This is a genomic window from Aquipseudomonas alcaligenes (assembly GCF_003205495.1).
In the GTDB taxonomy this organism is placed as follows: Bacteria; Pseudomonadota; Gammaproteobacteria; order Pseudomonadales; family Pseudomonadaceae; genus Aquipseudomonas; species Aquipseudomonas alcaligenes_B.
The window spans coordinates 250063-275849 of record NZ_QJRX01000001.1 but is presented as its reverse complement, the minus strand read 5'-3'; the positions used below and the strand labels follow the sequence as shown (position 1 = coordinate 275849).

The window sequence follows — 25787 nt, the reverse complement described above, 5'->3', positions numbered from 1 at the left end:
GCTTTCAGCGGGCTTTCGCCGGGCGTCCGCTCAGCCCGCCAGCAGGGCCAGCACGGCGAACAGGCTGGCGCCGGAGAGCAGGGTCTGCAGGGTGATCAGTCCGGCCATCAGCTGGCCGTCGCCGCCCAGCTGGCGGGTCAGCACATAGGCGGTGGGCGCCGTGGGCAGGGCGAAGAACAGCACCAGCAGCGCGCTTTCCAGCGCCGGCAGGTGCAACAGGCGGGCCACCAGCCAGGCCAGCGCCGGCATGGCCAGCAGGCGCAGGGCGCAGTTCCAGGCCAGTGCGGCCTGTTCCCCGCGCAGCTCCTGCGGGCGCAGCGCGGCGCCGACGCAGAGCAGGCCCAGCGGCAGGCTGGCGGCGGCCAGCAGGCCGAGCAGGCGGTCGCTGCCGCCGGGCAGGCCGAGGCCGGCCAGGTTGATCGCCACGCCGCCCAGGCAGGCGAGGATCAGCGGGTTCTTCAGCACCGGCAGCAGCAGGCTGCGCGCACTGACGCCGCGTTCGGCGGTCAGCGACCAGACCGACAGCAGGTTCACCGCCGGCACCAGCAGCGCCAGCAGCAACGCCGCCAGCACCAGGCCGGCCTGGCCGTACAGGCTGCCGACCACGGCCAGGCCCAGGTAGGTGTTGAAGCGCAGGATGCCCTGGGTGAGGGCGCCGAAGCGTGCCGCCGGCCAGCCGCGCAGGCGGCGCACCAGCAGCAGGCCGAGCCAGGCGCCGCCGAGGCCGAGCAGCACGGCCAGGGCCAGGCGCGGCAGTGCCGGGTTGTCCAGCGGCGCGCTGGCCAGGCTGCTCAGCAGCAGGGCGGGGAACAGGATGAAGTAGTTGAGCCGTTCGGCGGCCGGCCAGAAGGCCTCACCGGGGAAGTTCCAGCGGCGCAGGGCAAGGCCGCCGAGGATCAGGGCGAACAGGGGCCAGAGGGTCTGCAGCAGGGCGGTCACGGCAACTTCCACGGCGGGCGAGCCGCCATCTTGGGCAAAACCACGGCGGCGCGCTAGCGTCTCTGGGGTCGCTGCTGCAACGGGGGAAGGCCCATGACCGATATCCACGAGGGTGGCTGCCACTGCGGCCGGCTGCGCTATCGCATCAGCGCGCCGCTGCGCGATATCGCCCACTGCCACTGTGCGATCTGTCGGCGCACCACCGGTGGCATCGTCACCACCTGGCTGACGGTGCCGCTGGCGCGCTTCCAGTGGTTGCGCGGCAGCGCCGCCGCCTATGCCTCCTCGGCCAGCTGCCTGCGCCATTTCTGCGCGCACTGCGGCTGCCACCTGGCGCTGTTCACCACACTCAGCCCGGACAGCCTGGACATCACGGTGGCCAGCCTGGACCGGCCGGAGCTGGCGCCGGCCGACCGGCATATCTGGGTCAGCAGCCGCCTGCCCTGGCTGCAGCTGGACCCGCAGCTGCCGGAGGAGGACGAGGAGCGCCTCTAGGCCGGGTGTCTCTCGCTCAGGGCAGGAGCAGGCCGCCGCCGGCCTTGTGCAGCTCGCGCAGGTGCTGGCCGAGCCGCGCCAGGTTGGCCTCGCCGGCCTCGATCTCGGCCAGCAGCGCGGGTTCCAGCAGGCCGCGCACTTCCTGGTCGAGGTCGTCGCTGAGCTGGCGCAGGCGCACCTGGCGCTCGCCGCTCTGTGCCTCCAGGCGCTGCCACTCGCCGGCCTGCGGCAGGCCGTAGCCGGCGTCCAGCAGCTCGGCCGGGCGGCTGAGGAAACCGCTGCCGGCGAGGATCGCCTTGAGGGTGGCGTCGGCCCTGGCGAAGCGCGCGTCGCGCGGGTCGTCACGGGCGCTCAGGTAGCGCTGCTTGAGCTGCTCCTGGGCCAGCAGCAGCTGGCGCCGCAGCGCCGCCTGTTCGAGCAGCAGCAGGGCGGCGCCGGCGCGCAGGTCGGCCTCGGCGAACCAGGGCCGGCGCGCCTCGGCCGACAGCGCCAGCCAGTCTTCCACCTGCTGCTGCGGTACCGGCAGACGCTGGCGCAGGATCTCGAACATGGCCTGGTAGCGCTCGCGGAAGGAGTCGAAGCGATAGCCCAGGCGCAGCGCCTCGCGCGGGTCGTCCAGCACGCTGCGGTCGGCCAGGCCGCGGGCCTCCAGGAGGTCGAGCAGGCCGTTGGGCATGATGCTGTCGAGCGCATGCAGTTCGTCGCGGCCGCTGCCGCTGCGCAGCAGCTTGAGGGTCTCCACCGCGCAGTTGTTGGACAGGAACCAGTAGTCGCCGTCGTAGCTCCAGTGCTGTTCGACGGCGCGAGTGACCAGGCGCTCGATCTCCTCGCGTGACAGGCGCAGCGGCACCGAGGCCAGGCCGCGCAGCTCGACCTTGGTGTATTCCTCGATTACCTGGGCCAGCGGCAGGATGAACAGGCGCGAGGGATAGGCGCCGGTCAGGCCGTCCCAGCTGGACAGCTGCACGTCGCCGACGAAGGCGCGGTAGGACAGCACCAGGTGCTGGTCCAGGTCCAGCCGGCAGGCCGGGCCGCGCGGCCGCCCCGGCGCGCACACCACCAGGCGCAGCATGCTATGGCCCCAGCGGCTGGCCCACTGCTGGTTGGGCTCGGCCAGCAGGTAGTCGACCTGGTAGACCCGCTGCGGGTCGAGCCGGCCCAACGGCTGGCGGGCGAAGTCGCGGCCGGCATTCAGGTAGGCCTGTTCGGCCGGGCAGCGCGCCTGCTGTGCCGGCTGCCAGCCGAAGTGCTCGCGGAAGTAGCGCTGCAGGCTCGGGCGCCGGCAGGCGTAGCTGGGGTCGAGGAGGAAGTACTCCAGGTTCACCGCGACGAATTCGCGCGGGTTGCTCAGCTCGTAGAGGTCGGGGCTGCGCGCCGTCTGGCCGTTGTCCTGTTCGCGCGCGCCGCGCAGGCCGACCCGCTGCGGCCAGCCGGCCAGGTCGAGCAGGCGCGGGTCGTCGCTGAGGCTGAAGCGCCGCTCGCTCTGCCCGCGGCACTCCTCGCGCAGGCCGACCGGCCCCAGGCTGCGTTCGGCCTGGCGGCAGCGCCATTGCAGCGTGCGTGCGGCCTGGGGCCACAGGCGCGAGCGGTCGTAGAGATGGGTCAGTTCGTGCAGCAGGGTGGCCAGCAGTTCGCGGCGCAGGCTGCCGTGGCTGCGGCCGTTGTCGGCATCGGCCCGGGCCGGGTCGAGCAGCAGCGGCAGCAGGCGGGCGTTGAGGCTGAGCAGGTCGAGGCGGTTGAGGCGGCCATAGGCCGACGGCGGCAGGTCGTCGGACCAGCGCACCTCGATCTCGCCGTCCAGCCGCGCGATGAAGCTCGGCGGCAGGTGGGCCATGGCCTGTTCCAGCAGTTCGGCGCTGGCCTGGCGCTCCTGGGCGCTGAGGCCCTCGGCGTTCAGCCGCAGGCGCAGTTCGGCCTGCGCGCTGGCAGCGGCCAGCAGCAGGAGCGCGGCCAGCCAGCGCGCGGCGCGCGACCTCACAGGGCGAGTATGGCTTCGGCCAGTTGCTGGTCGGAGGCCGCGCGGGCTTCCGGTAGCTGTTCGCGCAGGGTGGCGAAGGCCGCCTCCAGTTGCGCGCCGCGCACCTCGCCGGCACTGGCGACGAAGCTGGCGGCATCGTCGCGGGCGGCCAGCACCACCTTCATGTCGCGCACCGAGGTGGTGGTGTCGGAAGTGAAGTCCAGGCTGCGGTCCAGCGCGCGCACCAGGATGTTGCTGGTGGCCACCAGGGTTTGCGCCTGGGCGCCGGCGGCGAGGCAGAGGCTGGTGGCGAGCAGGAAGGAAGACAGTTTGCGCATGGCGGCTCCGGGTAAATCAGGGATCGCTCTATTGGACGAGAATCCCGCGGCGCAGTTCAAGCCCGGGGCCGCCCAGGCGCGAGGCGGCTCACAGGCTGTGTCCTCAGCGCCGTTGCGGCGCAGGCTGCTGCTGGGTGATGCAGTGGATATTGCCGCCACCGAGGAGAATTTCCCGGCCCGGCACCATCACCACGCGGTGCTCGGGGAACACGCGCTGGAGGATGGCGCGGGCTTCCTCGTCCTTGGCGTCGTCGAAGCTCGGCGCGACGATGCCGCCGTTGACGATCAGGAAGTTGACGTAGGAACCGGCCAGGCGCACCGCGGGGCTGCGCTCCTGGCTGCCCTCGGCGGCGTCGACGCCGGCGCATTCTTCCTCGGTGGCGTGGATCGGCCCGGGGATCGGCATCTTGTGCACCACAAGCGCGCGGCCCTTGGCGTCGCGGGCCGTCTCCAGCACCCGCATGGCCGCCTGGCAGCGCGGGTAGTTGGGGTCGTTGGCATCGTCGGTCCAGGCCAGCAGGACCTCGCCGGGGCGCACGTAGCAGCAGAAGTTGTCGACGTGGCCGTCGGTCTCGTCGTTGTACAGGCCGTCCGGCAGCCAGATCACGGTATCGATGGCCAGGTGCTCGCGCAGCACCGCCTCGATCTGCTCGCGGCTCAGGTGCGGATTGCGGTTCTTGTTGAGCAGGCATTCCTCGGTGGTGATCAGGGTGCCCTCGCCGTCGACGTGGATGGAGCCGCCCTCCAGCACGAAGCCTTCGGTGCGGTAGCGCTCGCAGCGTTCGATCTCGAGGATCTTGCTGGCCACCTGGTCGTCGCGCTGCCAGGGCCAGTACAGGCCGCCATCGAAGCCGCCCCAGGCGTTGAAGGTCCAGTCCACGCCGCGCACCTCGCCGCTGGCGTTGGTGACGAAGGTCGGCCCGGTGTCGCGCACCCAGGCGTCGTCGGTGCTGATTTCCACCAGGCGGATGTTGCTGGCGTCGAGGCGCGCGCGGGCGTTCTCGTACTGGCCGGCGGAGACGCACACGGTCACCGGCTCGAATTGCGCGATGGCCTTGGCCACGGCTGTGAAGGCGGCCTGCGCCGGCTTGCCGCCGAGGCGCCAATTGTCCGGGCGCTCGGGCCAGACCATCCAGGTCTGGCTGTGCGGTTCCCATTCGGCGGGCATGCGGAAGCCGTCGGCGCGCGGAGTGCTGTGGAGTGTGGTCATGGCAATGGTCCGTGGGTAACGCGCCGGCCGCTTGCGGCCTTGCGCCGGTGGTTGTGGGGAGTCATCCGGGCTCATCTGACACTAGCAGAGCGCCGGGGGGATTCCTGGCTGCAGGAGCGGATGTCGAATTTATATCCGATAAAAATCGACTTTGGAAGTCGATTATGATCTGTAAAAGATAATTTCTGGTATATTTACTGACAAATATCGATTTTATGACGGCTGTTGCGGCGCTCTTTCGCCGGGCACCTGCGCTGCCGCTGTGCGGCGCTCAGGCGAGCGGCTGCTCGCGCCTGGGCAGGGCGGGCGGCAGGTACAGGGCCAGGTAGGCGTCGAACACGCGCATGCCTTCCTCGGCCAGGCGTGGGGTGATGGTGCCGTGCAGTTGCACCGAGCGGGCGTAGACCCGGTCGCCCAGCTCCATGGCCAGGGCGAACACGTCGATGTCGCTCGGCAGCTGTGGCAGCGGGAAGTGGCGATCGAACAGGGCCTGCATCAGGCGCCCCAGCTCCAGGTCGTGCTGGCGGTCGGCCTGGGTCACCTCGGACAGCCCGTGCTGGGCCAGGATCAGCTGGCGCGCCGCACTGTCGCTGGCGTAGATGGCCAGCATGCGCTGCTCGACGATGCGCGACAGGTCGCGCCAGTCGCGCAGCGCGGCATGCGCCACCGGTTGCAGCAGGCAGTCGCGGAAGGCGGCGTGGATGTCGGCGGTCAGCGCCTCCAGCAGGGCCGGCACACTGGCGAAGAAGTGATAGACCGACGAGGGCGGAATGCCGGCGCGCTCGGCCACGGCATAGATGGTCAGGCCGGCGAAGCCCTGGCTGCTGAGCAGTTCGCGCGCGGCGGCGCGGCTCCCGCATCCACGCCGCACTGGGGTAGACTGGCCCGTCCGCCCCTCAGCCAAGAACGCCCGCAATGCTCGAACAGTACGTGAAGATGATGCTCACCTCGCGCGTCTATGACGTCGCGGTGGAAACCCCGCTGCAACCGGCCCGCCAGCTCACCGAGCGGCTGGGCAACCAGATTCTGCTCAAGCGCGAGGATCTGCAGCCGGTGTACTCGTTCAAGATTCGCGGCGCCTACAACAAGCTGGCCCAGCTCAGCCCCGAGGAGCTGGAGCGCGGCGTGGTCACCGCGTCCGCTGGCAACCACGCCCAGGGCCTGGCCCTGGCCGCCAAGCACCTGGGGGTGAAGGCCACCATCGTCATGCCGCGTACCACGCCGGAGCTGAAGGTGCAGGGCGTGCGCTCGCGCGGCGGTAAGGTGGTGCTGCACGGCGACGCCTTCCCCGAGGCCCTGGCGTACTCGCTCAAGCTGGTGGAGGAGAAGGGCTACAGCTACATCCACCCCTACGACGACCCGCTGGTGATCGCCGGGCAGGGCACCGTGGCCATGGAGATCCTGCGCCAGCAGCCGGGCCAGCTGGATGCGGTGTTCGTGCCGGTCGGCGGCGGCGGGCTGATCGCCGGCATCGCCGCCTACGTCAAATACCTGCGCCCGGACATCCGCGTGATCGGCGTCGAGCCGGACGACTCCAACTGCCTGCAGGCGGCCATGGCCGCGGGCCAGCGCGTGGTGCTGCCGCAGGTCGGGCTGTTCGCCGACGGCGTGGCGGTGGCACAGATCGGCCAGCACACTTTCGACATCTGCAAGGATTACGTCGACGAGGTGATCACCGTCAGCACCGACGAGATCTGCGCGGCGATCAAGGACATCTACGACGATACCCGCTCGATCACCGAGTCGGCCGGCGCCCTGGCCGTGGCCGGAATCAAGAAGTACGTGGAGCGCGAGGGCGTGCAGGGCCAGGTGCTGGTCGGCATCGACTCCGGCGCCAACATCAACTTCGACCGCCTGCGTCACGTGGCCGAGCGCGCCGAGCTGGGCGAGAAGCGCGAGGCGATCATCGCCGTGACCATCCCCGAGCGGCCGGGCAGCTTCAAGGCCTTCTGCGAGGCGATCGGCAAGCGCCAGATCACCGAGTTCAACTATCGCTACCACACCGACCGCGAGGCGCACATCTTCGTCGGCGTGCAGACCCACCCGGAGCACGACCCGCGCGCGGCGCTGGTGGAGAGCCTGCGCAGCCAGGGCTTCCCGGTGCTCGACCTGACCGACAACGAACTGGCCAAGCTGCATATCCGCCACACCGTGGGCGGCCATGCGGCGGCGGTGTCGGACGAGGTGGTGTTCCGCTTCGAGTTCCCCGAGCGGCCCGGTGCACTGTTCAACTTCCTCAATCGCCTGGGCGGGCGCTGGAACATCACCATGTTCCACTACCGCAACCACGGTGCCGCCGATGGTCGCGTGCTGGCCGCCCTGCAGGTGCCGGCGGACGAGCGCGAGCAGATTCCGGCGGCCTTCGACGCCATCGGCTATCCCTATTGGGACGAGACCGACAATCCCGCCTACAAGCTTTTCCTCGGCTAACGGAGCCCGTGATGGAACACTACCCGCTGCTGAAATATGCCCACCTGATCCCCGCCGTGCTGCTGCTGGCGGGGCTGATCGCGCATGCCTTCATGCTGTGGAAGGCCCATCGCGCGGGCGATGCCGGCGTGCTGGCGCGCAAGCTGCGCGTCACCCGCCTGTACAGCCTGCCGGCGCTGGGCCTGCTGGCCGTCTCGCTGCCGATCAGCGGCTGGTGGCTGGTGCATATCGTCGGCCTGCCCTTGGGCGCCAGCTGGCTGCTGTACAGCGCCGTGCTGTTTGCCGTGCTGATGGTCATCGGCCTGCTGCTGCACGGCCGCCTCGGTGCCTGGCAGACGGCCGTCGCCACGGGCAACGTACCGGTCAAGCTGCTGCGCTTCGTGCTCGCCTATGGGGTCGCCCTGCTGGTGCTGCTGCTGGCGATCTTCGCCCTGATGGGAGTCAAGCCGGCCTGATGTCCCGAGCGTCTCGCGAGCAGTCGTGATGAGCCTCTACCTGCTGCTCAAGACCCTGCATGTGCTGTCCGCCGCCCTGCTGTTCGGCACCGGGCTGGGCTCGGCCTACTACGCCCTGCGCGCCTGGCGCAGCGGTCAGTTGCAGGTGATCGCCACTACTTTCCGCCACCTGGTCATGGCCGACTGGCTGTTCATCGCCACCACGGCCGTGTTCCAGCCGCTCTCCGGCCTGGCCCTGGCCAGGCTCGCCGGCTGGCCGCTGAACCAGAGCTGGCTGCTGTGGAGCGCCGGGCTGTTCGTGCTGGCCGGGCTGTGCTGGCTGCCGGTGCTGTGGCTGCAGATGCGCGTGCGCGACATGGCCGCCGAGGCGCTGCGGGGCGGCGGCGTGTTGCCGGCGCGCGCCCACCGCTACATGCGCATCTGGTTCGTGCTGGGCTGGCCGGCCTTCCTGGCCTTCATCGCCATCTTCTGGCTGATGGTGGCCAAGCCGCTCTGATCAGTCGCGCAGGCTGAGCACCGGCCAGCCGCGCTCGCTGGCGATGGCGCGCAGGGTGTCGTCCGGATCCACCGCCACCGGCCTGGTCACCGCCTCCAGCAGCGGCAGGTCGTTGCGCGAGTCGCTGTAGAAGGAGGCGCCGTCCAGGCTCAGGCCGGTCTCGGCGAGCCACTGGTTCATCCGCGTCACCTTGCCCTCCTGGTAGCAGGGCACGCCGGCGACCCGGCCGGTGTAGCGGCCGTTGTCCATGCCGCACTCGGTGGCGATCAGCGTCTCGACGCCCAGGCGCGCGGCAATCGGCGCGGTGATGAAGCGGTTGGTGGCGGTGATGATCACCAGCTTGTCGCCGGCCGCGCGGTGCTCCTGCAGCAGCGCCTCGCCCTTGGCCAGGATGATCGGCTCGATCACGTCACGCATGAACTCGGCCTGCCAGCGCGCCAGCTCGGCGGCCTCGGTGCGGGCGAGGATGGCCTGGGTGAAGCTCTGGTAGGCCACCACGTCCAGCTTGCCGGCGCAGTAGTCGGCGTAGAAGGCGTCGTTGCGCGCGCGATAGGCGGCGGCGTCGACGCGGCCGGTGGCGCAGAGGAATTCGCCCCAGCTGTGGTCGCTGTCGCCGGCCAGCAGGGTGTTGTCGAGGTCGAAGAGGGCAAGGCGCACGTCGGATTACCTGGTTCGCGGTGGTCACGGAGGGGCGCCAGAATAGCCGCTTTCGCCGCCCCTGCCCATGCCAGGGGCCCGCGTTTGCTGCGCCCGCGGGCTTTGTGGAACAATGCCGGCACATGCGTTTTGAAGGTGGTGTGCCGTGATCGATTCCGATGGTTTTCGCCCTAATGTCGGCATCATCCTGACCAATGATGTCGGCCAGGTGCTCTGGGCTCGGCGGATCAACCAGGACGCCTGGCAGTTTCCCCAGGGCGGCATCAATCCCAGCGAGTCGGCCGAGCAGGCCCTGTACCGCGAGCTGAATGAAGAAGTCGGCCTGGAGCAGCAGGATGTGAAGATTCTCGCCTGCACCCGCGGCTGGTTGCGTTATCGTCTGCCCCAGCGCCTGGTGCGCACGCACAGCCAGCCGCTGTGCATCGGGCAGAAGCAGAAATGGTTCCTGCTGCGCCTGACCAGCGACGAGAGCCGGGTGCGCATGGACCTGACCGGCAAGCCGGAGTTCGATGGCTGGCGCTGGGTGAGTTACTGGTACCCGCTGAACCAGGTGGTCACGTTCAAGCGCGAGGTCTACCGCCGCGCGCTCAAGGAATTAGCCCCGCGCCTGCTGGCGCGCGACTGACGGAGTTCGAGTGCGAGCCATGCTCAACACCCTGCGCAAGATCGTCCAGGAAGTAAACGCCGCCAAGGACCTCAAGGCGGCGCTGACGATCATCGTGCAGCGGGTGAAGGAGGCCATGGGCAGCCAGGTCTGCTCGGTCTACCTGCTCGACCCGGACAGCAACCGCTTCGTGCTGATGGCCACCGACGGCCTCAACAAGCGCTCCATCGGCAAGGTCAGCATGGCGCCCAACGAGGGCCTGGTCGGCCTGGTCGGCACCCGCGAGGAGCCGCTCAACCTCGAGCACGCCTCCGAGCACCCGCGCTACATGTACTTCCCCGAGACCGGCGAGGAGCGTTACGCCTCCTTCCTCGGTGCGCCGATCATCCACCACCGTCGGGTGATGGGCGTGCTGGTGGTGCAGCAGAAGGAGCGTCGCCAGTTCGACGAGGGCGAGGAAGCCTTCCTGGTCACCATGAGTGCCCAGCTCGCCGGGGTGATTGCCCACGCCGAGGCCACCGGTTCGATCCGTGGCCTGGGCAAGCAGGGCAAGGGCATCCAGGAGGCGCGCTTCGTCGGCGTGCCTGGCTCGCCCGGCGCGGCCGTGGGCAGCGCTGTGGTGGTGCTGCCACCGGCCGACCTCAACGTGGTGCCGGACAAGTCCGTGGACGACATCGAGGCCGAGCTGGCGCTGTTCGGCAAGGCCCTGGAGTGGGTGCGCGAGGACATGCAGGAGCTGTCCGAGAAGCTCGCCAGCCAGCTGCGCAAGGAGGAACTGGCGCTGTTCGAGGTCTACCGCATGATGCTCGACGACGCGGCGCTCGGCGGCGAGGTGCGCAAGGTCATCCAGACCGGCCAGTGGGCCCAGGGCGCCCTGCGCCAGGTGGTCACCGAGCACGTGTCGCGCTTCGAGCTGATGGACGACGCCTACCTGCGCGAGCGCGCCAGCGACGTGCGCGACCTCGGCCGGCGCCTGCTCGCCTACCTGCAGGAAGAGCGCAAGCAGAACCTAGTGTACCCGGACAACAGCATCCTGGTCAGCGAGGAGTTGTCGCCGGCCATGCTCGGCCAGGTGCCGGAAGGCAAGCTGGTCGGCCTGGTCTCGGTCACCGGCTCGGGCAACTCGCACGTGGCCATCCTCGCCCGGGCCATGGGTATCCCCACGGTCATGGGGGTGGTCGATCTGCCCTATTCCAAGGTCGACGGCATCGAGCTGATCGTCGACGGCTACCACGGCGAGGTCTTCACCAACCCCAGCGAGCTGCTGCGCAAGCAGTACGCCGAGGTGGTCGAGGAGGAGCGCCAGCTGGCCCAGGGCCTCGACGCCCTGCGCGAACTGCCGTGCGAGACCCTGGACGGCCAGCGCCTGCCGCTGTGGGTCAACACCGGCCTGCTGGCCGACGTGAAGCGCGCCCAGGAGCGCGGCGCCGAGGGTGTCGGCCTGTACCGCACCGAAGTGCCGTTTATGAACGGCGAGCGCTTTCCCAGCGAGAAGGAGCAGCTGGCCACCTACCGCGAGCAGCTGGCCGCCTTCCATCCGCTGCCGGTGACCATGCGCACCCTGGACATCGGTGGTGACAAGGCGCTGAGCTACTTCCCGATCAAGGAAGAGAACCCCTTCCTCGGCTGGCGCGGCATCCGCATCACCCTCGACCACCCGGAGATCTTCCTGGTCCAGGTGCGCGCCATGCTCAAGGCCAGCGAAGGCCTGAACAACCTGCGCATCCTCCTGCCGATGATTTCCGGCATGCAGGAGATGGAGGAGGCGCTGCACCTGATCCACCGCGCCTGGGGCGAGGTGCGCGACGAGGGCGTGGACATCCCCATGCCGCCGGTGGGTGTGATGATCGAGATTCCCGCTGCCGTCTACCAGATCCGCGAGCTGTCGCGCCAGGTCGACTTCATCTCGGTCGGCTCCAACGACCTGACCCAGTACCTGCTGGCGGTGGATCGCAACAACCCGCGGGTTGCCGACCTCTACGACTTCCTCCACCCGGCCGTGCTGCACGCGCTCAAGCTGGTGGTCGACGGCGCCCACGCCGAAGGCAAGCCGGTGAGCATCTGCGGCGAGATGGCCGGGGACCCGGCCGCGGCCGTGCTGCTGCTGGCCATGGGCTTCGACAGCCTGTCAATGAACGCCACCAACCTGCCCAAGGTGAAGTGGCTGCTGCGCCAGATCAGCTCTAGCAAGGCGCGCGAGCTGCTCGGCCAGCTGATGACCATCGACAGCCCGCAGGTCATCCACAGCACCCTGCACCTGGCTCTGCGTAACCTGGGTCTGGGGCGGGTGATCAATCCGGCGGCGACCATCCAGAGTTGAGGATCGCTGGAAATGAAAAAACCCGCCGATTGGCGGGTTTTTTCGCAAGGGCCGGATCAATTACTTGATCTTGGCTTCCTTGTAGGTCACGTGCTTACGGACGACCGGATCGTATTTCTTGATCTCGATCTTGTCCGGAGTGGTGCGCTTGTTCTTGTCGGTGGTGTAGAAGTGGCCGGTACCGGCGCTGGACACCAAACGGATCAGTTCACGCATGATTAGCTCCTTAAACCTTTTCGCCGCGAGCGCGCAGCTCGGACAGCACTACGTCGATGCCGCGCTTGTCGATGATGCGCATGCCCTTGGCGGAAACGCGCAGACGCACGAAGCGCTTCTCGGACTCGACCCAGAAGCGATGATGCTGCAGGTTCGGCAGAAAACGACGACGGGTTTTGTTGTTAGCGTGGGAAACGTTGTTCCCGGTTACCGGACCCTTACCGGTAACTTGACAGACTCTCGACATGCCTCAGCCCTCTAAACCACATGCCCAACCCGGCATGGGTTGGCCGCTTGAACTCAATAGTCATTTGGCGCTCAGCGCCGCGTTTCTCGGGGTCTTACCGGTGTTTTGCGTTGCCGCAGGACCGGGCCCCTAGAAAAGAGCGCTGCTTTATACCAGAACAGCAGGTCGCTCGCAAGGATTGCCAGGGCCGGGCTGCGCCGCTGCCGGCCAGGAGCGGCGCAGCCTCGCAGCGGCGGGGGCATGACCGCTCGTCGCCGGAATTCGTTGTCGCTCTCGCGCCCATGGTCTAGGGTTGGGTTCTTGTCGATCGGAGGAACCGCGATGCGTCTTGCCGCCCTGCCCCTGCTGCTCGTGCCCCTGCTGAGCCAGGCCGCCGTGCTCAGCGTCTGTACCGAAGCCAGTCCGGATGGTTTCGACGTGGTGCAGTACAACTCGCTGACCACCACCAACGCCTCGGCCGACGTGCTGATGAACCGCCTGGTCGACTACGACGCCGCGGCCGGCCAGCTGGTGCCCAGCCTGGCCGAGCGCTGGGAGGTGTCCGACGACGGCCTGAGCTGGACCTTCCAGCTGCGCCCCGGGGTGAAGTTCCAGCGCACCGAGTGGTTCGCCCCGAGCCGCGAACTTAACGCCGACGACGTGCTGTTCAGCTTCCGCCGCATGCTCGACCCGGCCCACCCCTGGCACCAGGTCGCCGCCAGCGGCTATCCGCACGCCCAGTCCATGCAGTGGCCGGCACTGATTGAGCGCATCGAGGCGCCGACGCCGCTGAGCGTGCGCTTCGTGCTCAAGCGCCCGGACGCCACCTTCCTCGCCACCCTGAGCATGGGTTTCGCCTCCATCTACTCGGCGGAATATGCCGACAAGCTGCTGGCCGCCGGCACGCCGGAGCAACTCAACAGCCAGCCGGTCGGCACCGGGCCCTTCGTGCTCAAGCGCTTCCAGAAGGACGCGGTGATCCGCTACGCGACCAACCCCGACTACTTCGCCGGCAAGCCGGCCATCGACGGCCTGGTGTTCGCCATCACCCCCGACGCCAATGTGCGTCTGCAGAAGCTCAAGCGCGGCGAATGCCAGATTGCCCTGTCGCCCAAGCCGCTGGACGTGCAGGGGGCGCGCCAGGAGTCGAAGCTGAAAGTGAGCGAGACGCCGGCGTTCATGACCGCCTTCGTTGTCCTCAACAGCCAGCACCCGCCGCTGGACAAGCCGCAGGTGCGCCAGGCGATCAACCTGGCCTTCGACAAGGCCAGCTACCTCCAGGCCGTATTCGAGGGCAGCGCCACCCCGGCCAGCGGCCCCTACCCGCCAAACACCTGGAGCCATGCCAAGGACCTGCCCGGCTATGCCCACGATCCGGCCAAGGCCCGCGCGCTGCTGGCCGAGGCCGGCCTGGCGGATGGCTTCGAGACCACCATCTGGACCCGCCCCTCCGGCAGCCTGCTGAATCCCAACCCGACCCTCGGTGCCCAGCTGCTGCAGGCCGACCTGGCCAAGGTCGGCATCCAGGCCGAAATCCGCGTGATCGAATGGGGCGAGCTGATCCGCCGCGCCAAGGCCGGCGAGCACGACCTGCTGTTCATGGGCTGGGCCGGCGACAACGGTGACCCGGACAACTTCCTCACCCCACAATTCGCCTGCGCCTCGGTGCAATCCGGGCTGAACTTCGCGCGCTACTGCGACCCGCAGCTGGACCGGCTGATCGCCGAGGGCAAGGCTGTCAGTGCCCAGGAGCAGCGCAGCGCCCTGTACCAGCAGGCGCAAACGCTGATCCAGCAACAGGCACTGTGGTTGCCGCTGGCGCACCCCACCGCCTTTGCCCTGCACAGCGACAAGGTCAGCGGCTATCAGGTCAGCCCGTTCGGTCGCCAGGATTTCGCCAAGGTGCGACTGGACTAGACCCAGCCGAACTCGGCCATCGACAACGGCTCGCCGTCACCGACGATGAAGTGGTCGAGCACACGCACCTCGATCAGGCCGAGCGCCTCCTTGAGTCGCTCGGTCAGCTGGCGATCAGCCTGGCTGGGCTCGGCCACCCCTGACGGATGGTTGTGCACCAGGATGGCAGCGGCCGCGTTGTGGAACAGCGCGCGCTTGACCACCTGGCGCGGGTAGACGCTGGCGCCGTCGATGGAGCCGAAGAACAGCGCCTCGAAGCAGATCACCCGGTGCTTGGCATCGAGGAACAGGCAGCCGAACACCTCGTGTGGCTCGTGGCGCAGGCGCGCCTTGAGGTAGTCGCGCACCGCCTGTGGGCTTTCCAGCGCGGAATCCCGGCGCAGCCGCTCGGCCAGATGACGGCGGCCCATCTCCAGCACCGCCTGCAGCTGGGCGAACTTGGCCGGGCCGAGGCCCAGGCGCTGGCTGAAGGAACCCAGGTCGGCCTCCAGCAGCGCGCGCAGGCTGCCGAAATCGACCAGCAGGTGGCGGGCCAGGTCCACCGCGCTCTGTCCGGCCACGCCGGTGCGCAGGAAGATCGCCAGCAGCTCGGCGTCGCTCAGCGCCGCCGCCCCCAGCTCCAGCAGTTTCTCCCGCGGGCGCTCCGCCGCGGGCCAGTCGCGTATGCTCATGACATCTCCCTGTCCGTCGGCCCGCTGTTCCGGCGCAGGCCCTGTGCTATCTTAGCCCGGCTTTTTTGGCGCGGTGACCGGCCTGGGGAGGTGTCGCCGCCGCGCTGCTATCCACACCACATTATTAAAGGCAGGCCTATGCAGCGGCTGTATCGGAAACGCATCGTCCTGGGTGTCGGCGGCGGCATCGCCGCCTACAAGAGCGCGGAGCTGGTCCGTCGCCTGCGCGACCAGGGCGCCGAAGTACGGGTGGTGATGACCCGTGGCGGCCGCGAGTTCATCACCCCGCTGACCCTGCAGGCGCTGTCCGGCCATCCGGTGCACCTCGACCTGCTCGACCCGGCCGCCGAAGCCGCCATGGGCCATATCGAGCTGGCCAAGTGGGCCGACCTGGTGCTGATCGCCCCGGCCACCGCCGACATCATGGCGCGCCTGGCCCAGGGCGTGGCCGACGATCTGCTGACCACCCTGGTGCTGGCCACCGACGCCCAGGTCGCCCTGGCCCCGGCGATGAACCAGGCCATGTGGCGCGACCCCGCCACCCAGGCCAACGCCGAACTCCTCGTCCAGCGCGGCCTGCACCTGTTCGGCCCGGCTGCCGGCAGCCAGGCCTGCGGCGACGTCGGCCCCGGCCGCATGCTCGAGGCCGACGAGTTGGCCCAGCGCGCCGCCGATTGCTTCCAGTGGCAGGCGCTGACCGGCAAGCACGTGCTGATCACCGCCGGGCCGACCCAGGAAAACATCGACCCGGTGCGCTACATCACCAACCACAGCTCCGGCAAGATGGGCTTCGCCCTGGCCGAAGCGGCCGTGGAGGCCGGCGCCAGGGTGACCCTGGTGACCGGCCCGGTGCACCTGCCGACACCCGACCGGGTCAACCGCATCGACGTGGTCAGCGCCCGCGACATGCTCGCCGCCTGCGAGGCCGCCATGCCCTGTGACCTGTTCATCGCCTCCGCCGCCGTCGCCGACTACCGCCCGGAAGTGGTGGCCACCCAGAAGATGAAGAAGGACCCTAGCAGCGGTGAAGGCCTGCTTCTGCAGCTGGTGCGCAACCCGGACATCCTCGCCACTATCGCCGGCCGCGCAGATCGTCCCTTCAGCGTGGGCTTCGCCGCAGAAACCGAGAATCTGCTCGACTATGCTGCGCGCAAGCTGAAGGACAAGAACCTCGACCTGATTGTCGCCAACGACGTGGCCAACCCGACCATCGGTTTCAACAGCGAAGAGAACGCCATCACCGTGATCGATCGCGAGTTGCAGGCCAGCGCCTTCGCCCAGACCAGCAAGAGCAAGATCGCCCGCCAGCTGGTGGCCTTCATCGCCGAGCGCCTGAACCGCGCCTGATTCATTCGTCTACGGAACCCGTCATGCACGCTCTGCAAGCCAAGATTCTCGACCCGCGCCTGGGCAGCGATTTTCCCCTGCCGCAGTATGCCACTCCCGGCTCCGCCGGCCTCGACCTGCGCGCCATGCTCAAGGAGGACAGCGTCCTCGAGCCGGGCCAGACGCTGTTGATCCCCACCGGTCTGTCCATTTATATCGGTGATCCCGGCCTGGCTGCGCTGATCCTGCCGCGCTCGGGGCTCGGCCATAAGCACGGCATCGTGCTCGGCAACCTGGTCGGTCTGATCGACTCGGACTACCAGGGCGAGTTGATGGTGTCCTGCTGGAACCGCGGGCAGACGCCCTTCACCATCGCCGTCGGCGAGCGCATCGCCCAGCTGGTGCTGGTGCCGGTGGTGCAGGCGCACTTCGAGCTGGTCGAGGAGTTCGACGCCAGCCAGCGCGGAGCCGGTGGTTTCGGGCATTCGGGTAGCCACTGAGTCAGGGCATGAACCGCCAGGGAGACGCTGCGTGAAACTGTTCAAACGTACCGCCAAGGATACCGACCAACCGATTTCCGTCGCCCCGGCCAAGCCCGTGCGTCCCGGCAACGACTCGCAGGCGCTGCTGCCGGGGGCCATCGCCGTGCTGGGCGGCCTGCTGCTGGCCGCCGCCCTGATCGGCTTCAATCTCAGCGGCAGCGCCCAGCAGCAGCGCCAGCAGCTGATCGAGGCCTGGGGCGCCGGCCAGGCCGGCGCCCTGCAGCAGGCCCAGCGCCAGCTGCGTGCCGACACCCAGGCGGCCGCGGCCAACCCGGCCCTGCTCGCCGCCCTGCAGAGTGGCGATCGCAACCTGATCGGCGCCGCCGAGCGCAGCCTGCTGCACTGGCAGGGGGTGGTCGATGCGCACCTCAACCTGCCGGGGCGCGCGGCCCTGGATGTGGGACGCAGCGGGCCGATGAACTTCGCCGCGCTGGACATGATCCGGCGCCTGGAAAATGGCCAGACGCCTGCCGTGGAGGCTTACAAGATCGCCGAGCGCTGGCTGGTCTACAGCGTCGCGCCCCTGCGTAGCCCGGGCAGCGAGACGTTGCAGGGCACCCTGCTGCTGGTGGTCGAGCTTGATCGCCTGCTGGCTGCCCTGCCGGCGCTGCCCGCCGATGCCGGCCAGGTGCAGCTGCTCCAGCAGTTCGCCAGCGGCGCCGCGCAGCCCCTGCTGCAGCGCGGTACGCCGGCGGCAGACGGTGAGCCGCAGCAGTTCGCGGTCGACAACCCCAACTGGCAGCTGACGCTGCAGCCCGGCCCGGCGCTGCAGGGTATGCCGCTGTCGCCTCTGGTTCTCGGCATTGCGGCTCTGCTCGGCCTGGCCGGCGCCCTGCTCGGCCTGGTGCTGACCCGTAACCATCTGCTCGCCCGCCTGCGTGGCGATGTGCAGCAGCTCGCCGGCATGTTGCAGGAACTGGCAGCCGGCAAGTCGGTCAAGTCCTTCAGCCTGCATTTCGCCGCGCTCGATGGCCTGGCGCAGAGCCTGGCGCGCCTGCCGCGGCCACGCCAGGAAACGCCGGTCGCGGTGGCGCCGGCAGCGGCGCGCAGTGCGCAACCGGCTGACCCGGTGTTCCAGGCCACCGATATCCTGGACATCGACATTCTCGACGAGGACCAGGATCTCCTGGGCCTCGACCAACCCGCCGTAATGGAAAGTACCGTGCAGAACCCGCCCAAACTCCCCGCCAGCATCTTCCGCGCCTATGACATCCGTGGCGTGGTCGGTGACACCCTCACCCCCGAAGCCGCCTACTGGATCGGTCGCGCCATCGGCTCGCAGAGCCTGGCCATGGGCGAGCCGAACGTGGCCGTCGGCCGCGACGGTCGCCTGTCCGGCCCGCAGCTGGTGCAGCAGCTGATCCAGGGGCTGCTGGACTGCGGCTGCCAGGTCACCGACATCGGCATGGTGCCGACCCCGGTGCTGTACTTCGCCACCCATGTGCTGGAGGGCAAGTCCGGGGTGATGCTGACCGGCAGCCATAACCCGCCGGACTACAACGGCTTCAAGATCGTCATCGCCGGCGATACCCAGGCCAACGAGCAGATCCAGGCGCTCAAGGCGCGCATCGACAACAACGACCTGGTCAGCGGCGTCGGCAGTGTCGAGCAAATCGACATCCTTGACCGCTACTTCGCCCAGATCCGCGACGATATCGCCATGGCCAAGCCGATGCGGGTGGTGGTCGACTGCGGCAACGGCGTCGCCGGGGTCATCGCCCCGCGTCTGATCGAGGCCCTGGGCTGCAGTGTGATCCCGCTGTACTGCGAGGTGGACGGCACCTTCCCCAACCACCATCCGGATCCGGGCAAGCCGGAGAACCTGGAAGACCTGATCGCCCGGGTGAAGGCCGAGGGCGCCGACCTGGGCCTGGCCTTCGACGGCGACGGCGATCGCGTCGGCGTGGTGACCAACAAGGGCACCATCGTCTATCCGGACCGCCTGATGATGCTGTTCGCCAAGGACGTGGTATCGCGCAACCCGGGCGCCGACATCATCTACGACGTCAAGTGCACCCGCCGCCTGGGTGCGCTGATCAGCGGCTACGGCGGCCGCCCGGTGATGTGGAAGACCGGCCATTCGCTGATCAAGAAGAAGATGAAGGAGACCGGCGCCCTGCTCGCCGGCGAGATGAGCGGCCACGTGTTCTTCAAGGAGCGCTGGTTCGGTTTCGACGACGGCATCTACAGCGCCGCGCGCCTGCTGGAAATCCTCAGCCAGGACCGCCGCGACGCCGAGCAGGTGTTCGCCGCCTTCCCGCTGGACATTTCCACGCCGGAAATCAACGTCACCGTCACCGACGAGAACAAGTTCCGCCTGATCGACCGCCTGCAGCGCGACGGCGTGTGGGGCGAGGCCAACCTGACCACCCTGGACGGCGTGCGTGTCGACTACCCCAAGGGCTGGGGCCTGGTGCGCGCCTCCAACACCACGCCGGTGCTGGTGCTGCGCTTCGAGGCGGAGAGCGAGGAGGAGCTCTATCGCATCAAGGAAGTGTTCCGCGCCCAGCTGTACAACGTCGCCCCTGACCTCAACCTGCCGTTCTGATCTGCCCCGGAGTTCGTTTCGCCATGACCCTCAACCGTGATGCCGCCACTCAAGTCGCCAAGGTCCTGTCCGAAGCGCTGCCCTATATCCGTCGCTTCGTCGGCAAGACCCTGGTGATCAAGTACGGCGGCAACGCCATGGAGAGCGACGAGCTGAAGGAAGGCTTCGCCCGCGACATCGTGCTGATGAAGGCAGTCGGCATTAACCCGGTGGTGGTGCATGGCGGTGGCCCGCAGATCGGCGATCTGCTCAAGAGGCTCAGCATTGAAAGCCACTTCATCGACGGCATGCGCGTCACCGACGCACAGACCATGGACGTGGTGGAGATGGTCCTCGGCGGCCAGGTCAACAAGGACATCGTCAACCTGATCAACCGCCACGGCGGCAGCGCCATCGGCCTGACCGGCAAGGACGCGGAGCTGATCCGCGCCAAGAAGCTCACCGTGACCCGCCAGACCCCGGAGATGACCCAGCCGGAGATCATCGACATCGGTCATGTAGGCGAGGTGGTCGGGGTCAATACCGAGCTGCTCAACATGCTGGTCAAGGGCGACTTCATCCCGGTGATCGCGCCGATCGGCGTCGGTGCCAACGGCGAGTCGTACAACATCAACGCCGACCTGGTGGCCGGCAAGGTGGCCGAGGCGCTGAAGGCGGAGAAGCTGATGCTGCTGACCAACATCGCCGGCCTGATGGACAAGCAGGGTGAGGTGTTGACCGGCCTGACCACCGAGCAGGTGGATGCGCTGATCGCCGACGGCACCATCTACGGCGGCATGCTGCCGAAGATTCGCTGTGCCCTGGAGGCGGTGCAGGGTGGCGTGACCAGCGCGCACATCATCGATGGCCGGGTGCCCAACGCGGTGCTGCTGGAAATCTTCACCGACAGCGGCGTCGGCACCCTGATCACCAATCGCAAGCGCCATCACTGATGGCGCAGCGCGGCGGGGTCACTCGCCGCGCAGCTTGACCAGGCGCGCGCGGTCGGCGGCGAAGGTCGCCTCGGCGGCCGTGCGGTTGTCGCGATAGCGCTGGATGTCCTTTTCCACCCCGGCCTGCTCGGCCTTGATGTTGTCGATCTGCACCAGCAGGTGCTCGGGCACCTCGCGGCCGGCGCGCTCGAACTCGGCGGCCTTGGCCTGCAGGTTGGCCTGCTGGGTGCGCAGCGAGTGCAGGTTGCTCTGCGCCACGCTGATCAGGCCGTCCAGCTCGGCCAGCTTGCGGTCGCGGGCGCGGTCGACGTCCTTCGGCTCCGAGTAGATGCGCAGCAGCTGGGCGTCGGAGCTGGCCCTGGCTTTCTCCTCGGCCAGGCGCTGGCGTTCTTCCAGGCTGGGCGCCGGTGCCACCTCGCGCAGTATCCTGCCCTTGTCGTCGAGCACCTGGTAGCCCCTGGAGATATGTTCCGGGGGTACGCCCTGGCGGCTCAGCACCACCTGCCCCTTGTCGTCCTGGTAGCGGTAGTACTCGACGGCCGTGCCACTGCCGGCGGCCTGGGCGACTTGGATGGCCGAGGTCATGGCCAGGATTGCGAGTGCGACCGTTGTGCGCATGGACGTTCCCTTGTTTGGTTCAGATACCGTACTGCGCGCGGTAGGCCTCCACCGCCGGCAGGTGTTTCTTCAGTTCGGCATCGCCGGCCAGATAATCCAGCACCTGCTCCAGCGACACAATACTGACCACCGGCATGCCGTAGTCGCGTTCCACTTCCTGGATCGCCGACAGCTCGCCCTGGCCGCGCTCCTGGCGGTTCAGCGCGATCAGTACGCCGGCCGCCTGGGCGCCCTGGGCCTGGATGATCTGCATGACCTCGCGGATCGCGGTGCCGGCGGTGATCACGTCGTCGACTATCATCACCCGCCCGGCCAGCGGCGCGCCGACCAGGGTGCCGCCCTCGCCATGGTCCTTGGCTTCCTTGCGGTTGAAGCACCAGGGCAGGTCACGTTCGTGCTGCTCGGCCAGGGCCACGGCGGTGGCTGCCGCCAGCGGAATGCCCTTGTAGGCCGGGCCGAACAGCACATCGAAGTCGATGCTGGAGTCGACCAGCGCCGAGGCGTAGAAACGTCCCAGCTTGGCCAGCGCCAGGCCGCTGTTGAACAGGCCGGCATTGAAGAAGTAGGGGCTGGTGCGCCCGGACTTGAGGGTGAACTCACCGAAGCGCAGCACGCCGCGCTCGATGGCAAAACGAATGAATTCGCGTTGGTACGCCTGCATGAAAAGCCCCGCACGGCACGGATTTATGGGGTTCGGGCCCCATGAATTTAGCTAATGGGAATGAGCTCGGGTATCATACATGCTGGTGTTTTTGGGGGCCATTTATGCGGATCATCAGCGTGAACGTGAATGGTATTCAGGCCGCGGTCGAGCGAGGTTTGCTCAGCTGGCTGCAGGCCCAGAATGCCGACGTGATCTGCCTGCAGGATACAAGAGTCTCCTCCTTCGAACTGGACGATCCGGCCTACCAGCTGGATGGCTACTTTCTCTATGCGGCGGATGCCGAGGTGCCGGCCCAGGGTGGCGTGGCGCTTTACTCGCGCCTGCAGCCCAAGGCGGTGATCCACGGCCTCGGCTTCGAGATGGCCGACCGTTACGGGCGCTACCTGCAGGCCGACTTCGACAAGGTGAGCATCGCCACCCTGTTGCTGCCGTCCGGCCAGGGCGGCGACGAGAGCCTGAACCACAAGTTCAAGTTCATCGACGACTTCACCGGCTACCTGGACAAGCAGCGCCGCAAGCGCCGCGAGTACATCTACTGCGGTTCGCTGTACGTGGCGCACCAGAAGCTGGACGTGAAGAACTGGCGCGACTGCCAGCAGCTACCGGGCTTCCTGGCGCCCGAGCGCGCCTGGCTGGATGAGGTGATCGGCAACATGGGCTATGTCGACGCCCTGCGCGAGGTCAGCCGCGAAGGCGACCAGTACAGCTGGTGGCCGGACAGCGAGCAGGCGGAGATGCTCAACCTCGGCTGGCGCTTCGACTACCAGCTGCTCACGCCCGGCCTGCGCCGCGTGGTGCGCAACGCCAAGCTGCCGCGCCAGCCGCGCTTCTCCCAGCACGCGCCGCTGATCGTCGACTACGACTGGCTGCTCAGCGTCTGATCAGGGCCTGGCCTGCTTCTCGAACACGTAGAACAGGTTGGGCTCGCTGACCAGGTACAGGCGGCCCTGGTCGTCCATCGCCACGCCCTCCGCCTGTGGCACGCTCCTCTCCAGACCATGCTGGCCGCGCAGCAGCGACAGGCTGCTGATCGGCCGGCCATCGGCATTGATCTCCAGCACCAGGCGCGACTCGTCGGACAGCGCCAGCAAGTGACCGCTGCCCTCGTCGTACTGCAGGCTGGACAGGTCGCGCACGAACAGCCGGGCGTCGCGTTCGCGGTCATCCACCACGTGCACGGCGAAGGGCTTGTCCGGGTTGGTATGGGGGAAGCCGTGGATCTCGTAGATGCTCACCGGGTCGCGCTCCTTGGCGGCGAACAGGCGCTGGCCCGCGGCGTCGTAGGCCAGGCCCTCGAAGCCCTTGTTGCCGTTCAGGCCGATGCCGAGTGACAGCTGCTCCGACTCGGCGGCGTCGACGAACTCGGTGTCCTCGTCCAGGTGCACGCGGAACAGGCGCTGCTGGCGCTCGTCGGTAATCACGTAGAGGTCGTGGCTGATGTATTCGATGGCCTCCGGGTCGCCGAAACCTACCAGGGGCACCCGGCGCACTATCCTGCCGTCCAGCGACAGCTCGACGATCTGCGGGTTCTTGTTGGTCACGGTGAACAGGGTGCGCCGCTCCGGGTCGTAGGTCAGCGCCGAGACATCGGCGCTCAGCCCTTCGATCGGCCGGGCCTGGACGCTGGCGCGGTAGTCCGGCAGCCAGATCGACCGGTCGCGCCACTCGGCGGCATGGCGCCATTCTTGCACTGCGAACCAGCCACGTTCGGGCAGGCGCCACTGCTGGGCAACCGCCAGCAGGGCCAGGAGGACGAGCACTGCCAGGGTCGGCAGCAGGACACGAGCTTGGGTCAGGCGGCGCATGAAGAAGTTTCCGATTCGGGGGATGCTGCAGCAAAACATCTGCAGCTGAATTCAAGCTTAAGAATGCCGAGTCGGGCCGCCGGACGAGTTACCGAATACCACCGCAACGGAAACGGCAGTCATGTCAGTGTTACCGGAAGAGCGCGTAATGACCACCTTGCATACCGTGGCCCTGGCCGTGCAGGGGCTGCAACGCATGGGTGTAGCGGTCGAGCGGGTGCTGGAGGGCAGCGGCATCCACGGCGAGGATCTGCAGACTCCGACCCGCCTGGTCAGCCACGCCCAGGAGCTGCGCGTGCTGGCCAACGCCCTGGCCGCCAGCGCCGACCCGGCCCTCGGCCTGCTGCTGGGCAAGCGCATGCACGTCTCGGCCTACGGCATGCTCGGCTACACCCTGCTGGCCAGCCGCAACCTCGGCGAGGCGCTGCGCCTGGCCATCGCCCACCCGGCGCTGCTCGGTACCTATTTCCAGCTCGACCTGCAGGTGCGCGGCGACGAGGTGCGCCTGAGCGCCAGCGGCTACCGCTACGACCCGGCCCTCACCCTGTTCAACACCGAACTGTGCCTGGCCTCGCTGCTCACCGTGGTGCAGGACCTGCTCGGCGAGTCGGTGCGCCCGCGCCGCCTGCTGCTGGCCTATCCGGCGCCGGCGCATGCCGCCAGCTACGGCGAGAGGCTCGGCTGCCCGGTGGAATTCGACGCCGGCTGCAACGCCCTGTGCTTCAACCCGGCGCTGCTCGAGCGGCCGCTGCCGCTGGCCGACCCGGTCAGCCACCAGCACGGCCTGCAGCAGTGCATGCAGCTGGAGGCGCAGCTGCACAGCCGCCACGACCTGCGTGACCTGATCCGCCAGCAGCTGGCCGGCAACCTGCTCGAATGTTCCAGCCTGGAGCGCGTCGCCACCCGCCTGCACCGATCCGAGCGCACCCTGCGCCGCCACCTGCAGCAGCTCAACACCAGCTTCCAGCACCTGCTCGACGAGGTGCGCTACGACAGGGCGCGCCAGCTGCTGCTCAATACCGACAAGCCGATCTACCTGATCGCCGAAGAGCTCGGCTACAGCGAGACGGCCAGCTTCCGCCATGCCTTCCAGCGCTGGAGCGGCCTGGCGCCCAGCGAACTGCGCCGCTGATTGACCGGGGACAAGGGCCGGCCGCGGCGCCGGCCCTAGACTCGCGCGCATCCCAAGTGCCGCGCGGAGTGCTCTCCATGATCCACGATGTCGCCATCATCGGCGCCGGCCCGGCCGGCTTGTGCCTGGCCCGCGCCCTGTCCGGGCAGGGGCTGTCGGTCGTCCTGCTGGAGCGCCAGGCCGAGACCGCGCTGGCCGCCCCGGCCTTCGATGGCCGCGAGATCGCCCTGACCCAGGCCTCGCAGGCGCTATTGGAGAAGCTCGGCCTGTGGCAGCGCCTGCCGGCCGAGGAGGTCGCCGTGCTGCGCGACGCCCAGGTGTTCAACGGCCCGTCGCTGTTCGCCCTGCAGATCCGCGCCGAGCAGGCCGGCGCCGAACGCCTCGGCCAGCTGGTGGCCAACCGCGCGATCCGCCGTGCCTCCTACGACGCGGTGCGCGAGTGCACCGACGTGCAGCTGCGCTGCGAGGTCGCGGTGCGTGCCATCCGCCACCGTGAGCGCGAGGTCGAGCTGGAACTCGCGGGCGGCGAGCTGTTGCGCACCCGGCTGCTGGTGGCCGCCGACAGCCGCTTCTCCGAGACCCGCCGCCAACTGGGCATCGGCGCGCGGCTCAAGGACTTCGGCAAGACCATGCTGGTGTGCCGCATGGACCATGAGAAACCGCACCGGCAGACCGCCTGGGAGTGGTTCGGCTACGGCCAGACCCTGGCCCTGCTGCCGCTCAACGGCGAGCAGTCGTCCGTGGTGCTGACCCTGCCGCCGCGCGAGATCGAACGCCTGCGTGCGCTGGACGAGTCGACCTTCGCCGGCGAGATGGAGCGCCGTTTCGAGCGCCGCCTGGGCGCCATGCGCCTGGCCAGCGAGCGCCACGCCTACCCGCTGGTCGGTGCCTATGCCGAGAGGCTGGTCGGCCCGCGCTGCGCGCTGATCGGCGATGCCGCCGTCGGCATGCACCCGGTCACCGCCCATGGCTTCAACTTCGGCCTGGGCAGCGTGCAGCGGCTCAGTGCGGCCGTACTGGGCGCCAGGGCCCGCGGTGACGACATAGCCACCCCGGCGCTGCTGTCGCGCTACGAGCGCCAGCAGCGCCTGGCGACCTGGCCGCTGTACCAGGCCACCAACCTGCTGGTGGATGTCTACACCGATGACCGCCTGCCGGCGAGGCTGCTGCGTGGGGCCGGCTTGCGCGTGGCGCAGGGCCTGTTGCCGCTGCGCAAGGGGATTGCCCGGCACCTGACGGCGCGGGCCTGAGCCCGAGGCCTATCGGGGAAGGCTGGGTGCCGGGCTACG

General features: G+C 68.6%; 26 protein-coding genes. 14 read left to right on the top strand and 12 right to left on the bottom strand.

Going from position 1 to position 25787, the window contains the following annotated elements; translation table 11 throughout:
* Positions 1–30 precede the first annotated feature (30 nt).
* The gene (locus DMO17_RS01265) at positions 31–951 is read right to left on the bottom strand and encodes an AEC family transporter (protein ID WP_375537997.1); all 921 of its coding nucleotides are present in this window, start codon (positions 949–951) and stop codon (positions 31–33) included.
* A gap of 81 nt (positions 952–1032) precedes the next feature.
* On the opposite strand from DMO17_RS01265, the gene DMO17_RS01260 reads away from it, so the two are divergent.
* Entirely contained in the window at positions 1033–1434 is a 402-nt protein-coding gene (locus DMO17_RS01260; RefSeq protein WP_110680497.1) for a GFA family protein, read from the top strand.
* 16 nt (positions 1435–1450) lie between these two features.
* On the opposite strand, the gene DMO17_RS01255 is transcribed toward DMO17_RS01260, so the two are convergent.
* From DMO17_RS01255 to DMO17_RS01240, 4 genes are all read right to left on the bottom strand, one after another.
* Positions 1451–3412, bottom strand: coding sequence for a DUF7844 domain-containing protein (locus DMO17_RS01255; protein ID WP_110680496.1), 1962 nt, complete (start codon positions 3410–3412; stop codon positions 1451–1453).
* Entirely contained in the window at positions 3409–3729 is a 321-nt protein-coding gene (locus DMO17_RS01250) for a DUF2388 domain-containing protein (RefSeq protein ID WP_110680495.1), read from the bottom strand. Before DMO17_RS01250 ends, DMO17_RS01255 begins: the two co-directional genes overlap by 4 nt.
* Before the next feature lie 103 nt (positions 3730–3832).
* Complete coding sequence (gene aguA, locus DMO17_RS01245; RefSeq protein ID WP_110680494.1) at positions 3833–4939, bottom strand: agmatine deiminase; 1107 nt, start codon at positions 4937–4939, stop codon at positions 3833–3835.
* Between the two features lie 271 nt (positions 4940–5210).
* Entirely contained in the window at positions 5211–5810 is a 600-nt protein-coding gene (locus DMO17_RS01240) for a TetR/AcrR family transcriptional regulator (protein WP_258371058.1), read from the bottom strand.
* Positions 5811–5854: 44 nt separating this feature from the next.
* Between DMO17_RS01240 and ilvA the strand changes: the two genes are divergently transcribed.
* Genes ilvA through DMO17_RS01225 form a run of 3 tightly spaced genes read left to right on the top strand, consistent with a single transcriptional unit; the run spans position 5855 to position 8320 of the window.
* A complete protein-coding gene (gene ilvA / locus DMO17_RS01235) occupies positions 5855–7369 on the top strand; it encodes a threonine ammonia-lyase, biosynthetic (RefSeq protein ID WP_110680492.1) in 1515 nt (504 codons plus the stop codon).
* 11 nt (positions 7370–7380) lie between these two features.
* Positions 7381–7824, top strand: a complete 444-nt coding sequence (locus DMO17_RS01230) for a DUF2269 family protein (protein ID WP_110680491.1) — start codon at positions 7381–7383, stop codon at positions 7822–7824.
* Between the two features lie 28 nt (positions 7825–7852).
* Positions 7853–8320 (top strand): DUF2269 family protein, encoded by a 468-nt coding sequence (locus DMO17_RS01225; RefSeq protein ID WP_110680490.1) that lies wholly within the window; start codon positions 7853–7855, stop codon positions 8318–8320.
* On the opposite strand, the gene DMO17_RS01220 is transcribed toward DMO17_RS01225, so the two are convergent.
* A complete protein-coding gene (locus DMO17_RS01220) occupies positions 8321–8977 on the bottom strand; it encodes a histidinol-phosphatase (RefSeq protein ID WP_110680489.1) in 657 nt (218 codons plus the stop codon).
* Between the two features lie 145 nt (positions 8978–9122).
* Between DMO17_RS01220 and DMO17_RS01215 the strand changes: the two genes are divergently transcribed.
* Together DMO17_RS01215 and ptsP are read left to right on the top strand one after the other, a co-directional pair.
* Positions 9123–9602, top strand: a complete 480-nt coding sequence (locus DMO17_RS01215; protein ID WP_110680488.1) for an RNA pyrophosphohydrolase — start codon at positions 9123–9125, stop codon at positions 9600–9602.
* Between the two features lie 19 nt (positions 9603–9621).
* The gene (ptsP, locus tag DMO17_RS01210; RefSeq protein WP_110680487.1) at positions 9622–11901 is read left to right on the top strand and encodes a phosphoenolpyruvate--protein phosphotransferase; all 2280 of its coding nucleotides are present in this window, start codon (positions 9622–9624) and stop codon (positions 11899–11901) included.
* Positions 11902–11961: 60 nt separating this feature from the next.
* Here ptsP and rpmG read toward each other — a convergent pair whose 3' ends face one another.
* Positions 11962–12117 carry a 50S ribosomal protein L33 gene (gene rpmG / locus DMO17_RS01205; RefSeq protein ID WP_021702025.1) on the bottom strand — a complete coding sequence of 52 codons (156 nt, stop codon included), beginning with the start codon at positions 12115–12117 and terminating at the stop codon, positions 11962–11964.
* A 10-nt stretch (positions 12118–12127) separates the two neighbouring features.
* Entirely contained in the window at positions 12128–12364 is a 237-nt protein-coding gene (gene rpmB / locus DMO17_RS01200; protein WP_021702024.1) for a 50S ribosomal protein L28, read from the bottom strand.
* A 321-nt stretch (positions 12365–12685) separates the two neighbouring features.
* Here rpmB and DMO17_RS01195 point away from each other — a divergent pair, with 321 nt between their 5' ends.
* A complete protein-coding gene (locus DMO17_RS01195) occupies positions 12686–14260 on the top strand; it encodes an ABC transporter substrate-binding protein (RefSeq protein ID WP_110680486.1) in 1575 nt (524 codons plus the stop codon).
* Here the strand turns inward: DMO17_RS01195 and radC are convergent.
* On the bottom strand, positions 14257–14931 hold the full coding sequence (gene radC, locus DMO17_RS01190; RefSeq protein WP_110680485.1) for a RadC family protein: 675 nt from the start codon (positions 14929–14931) through the stop codon (positions 14257–14259). The genes DMO17_RS01195 and radC overlap by 4 nt on opposite strands.
* A 138-nt stretch (positions 14932–15069) precedes the next feature.
* Between radC and coaBC the strand changes: the two genes are divergently transcribed.
* From coaBC to argB, 4 genes are all read left to right on the top strand, one after another.
* Positions 15070–16278, top strand: a complete 1209-nt coding sequence (gene coaBC / locus DMO17_RS01185) for a bifunctional phosphopantothenoylcysteine decarboxylase/phosphopantothenate--cysteine ligase CoaBC (protein ID WP_110680484.1) — start codon at positions 15070–15072, stop codon at positions 16276–16278.
* A gap of 23 nt (positions 16279–16301) precedes the next feature.
* A complete protein-coding gene (gene dut, locus DMO17_RS01180; protein ID WP_110680483.1) occupies positions 16302–16757 on the top strand; it encodes a dUTP diphosphatase in 456 nt (151 codons plus the stop codon).
* Between the two features lie 1192 nt (positions 16758–17949).
* Entirely contained in the window at positions 17950–19347 is a 1398-nt protein-coding gene (gene algC, locus DMO17_RS19790) for a phosphomannomutase/phosphoglucomutase (RefSeq protein WP_220034062.1), read from the top strand.
* Between the two features lie 23 nt (positions 19348–19370).
* The gene (gene argB, locus DMO17_RS01170; RefSeq protein ID WP_110680481.1) at positions 19371–20279 is read left to right on the top strand and encodes an acetylglutamate kinase; all 909 of its coding nucleotides are present in this window, start codon (positions 19371–19373) and stop codon (positions 20277–20279) included.
* A gap of 18 nt (positions 20280–20297) precedes the next feature.
* Here argB and DMO17_RS01165 read toward each other — a convergent pair whose 3' ends face one another.
* Positions 20298–20897 (bottom strand): DUF4124 domain-containing protein, encoded by a 600-nt coding sequence (locus DMO17_RS01165; RefSeq protein WP_181418708.1) that lies wholly within the window; start codon positions 20895–20897, stop codon positions 20298–20300.
* Between the two features lie 19 nt (positions 20898–20916).
* On the bottom strand, positions 20917–21558 hold the full coding sequence (gene pyrE / locus DMO17_RS01160) for an orotate phosphoribosyltransferase (RefSeq protein WP_110680480.1): 642 nt from the start codon (positions 21556–21558) through the stop codon (positions 20917–20919).
* A gap of 104 nt (positions 21559–21662) precedes the next feature.
* On the opposite strand from pyrE, the gene DMO17_RS01155 reads away from it, so the two are divergent.
* Positions 21663–22442, top strand: a complete 780-nt coding sequence (locus DMO17_RS01155; RefSeq protein WP_110680479.1) for an exodeoxyribonuclease III — start codon at positions 21663–21665, stop codon at positions 22440–22442.
* On the opposite strand, the gene DMO17_RS01150 is transcribed toward DMO17_RS01155, so the two are convergent.
* A complete protein-coding gene (locus tag DMO17_RS01150) occupies positions 22443–23366 on the bottom strand; it encodes an SdiA-regulated domain-containing protein (protein ID WP_110680478.1) in 924 nt (307 codons plus the stop codon).
* 148 nt (positions 23367–23514) lie between these two features.
* Here DMO17_RS01150 and DMO17_RS01145 point away from each other — a divergent pair, with 148 nt between their 5' ends.
* Positions 23515–24498 (top strand): AraC family transcriptional regulator, encoded by a 984-nt coding sequence (locus tag DMO17_RS01145; protein ID WP_258371056.1) that lies wholly within the window; start codon positions 23515–23517, stop codon positions 24496–24498.
* A gap of 77 nt (positions 24499–24575) precedes the next feature.
* Entirely contained in the window at positions 24576–25748 is a 1173-nt protein-coding gene (gene ubiM / locus DMO17_RS01140) for a 5-demethoxyubiquinol-8 5-hydroxylase UbiM (RefSeq protein WP_110680476.1), read from the top strand.
* Positions 25749–25787 lie beyond the last annotated feature (39 nt).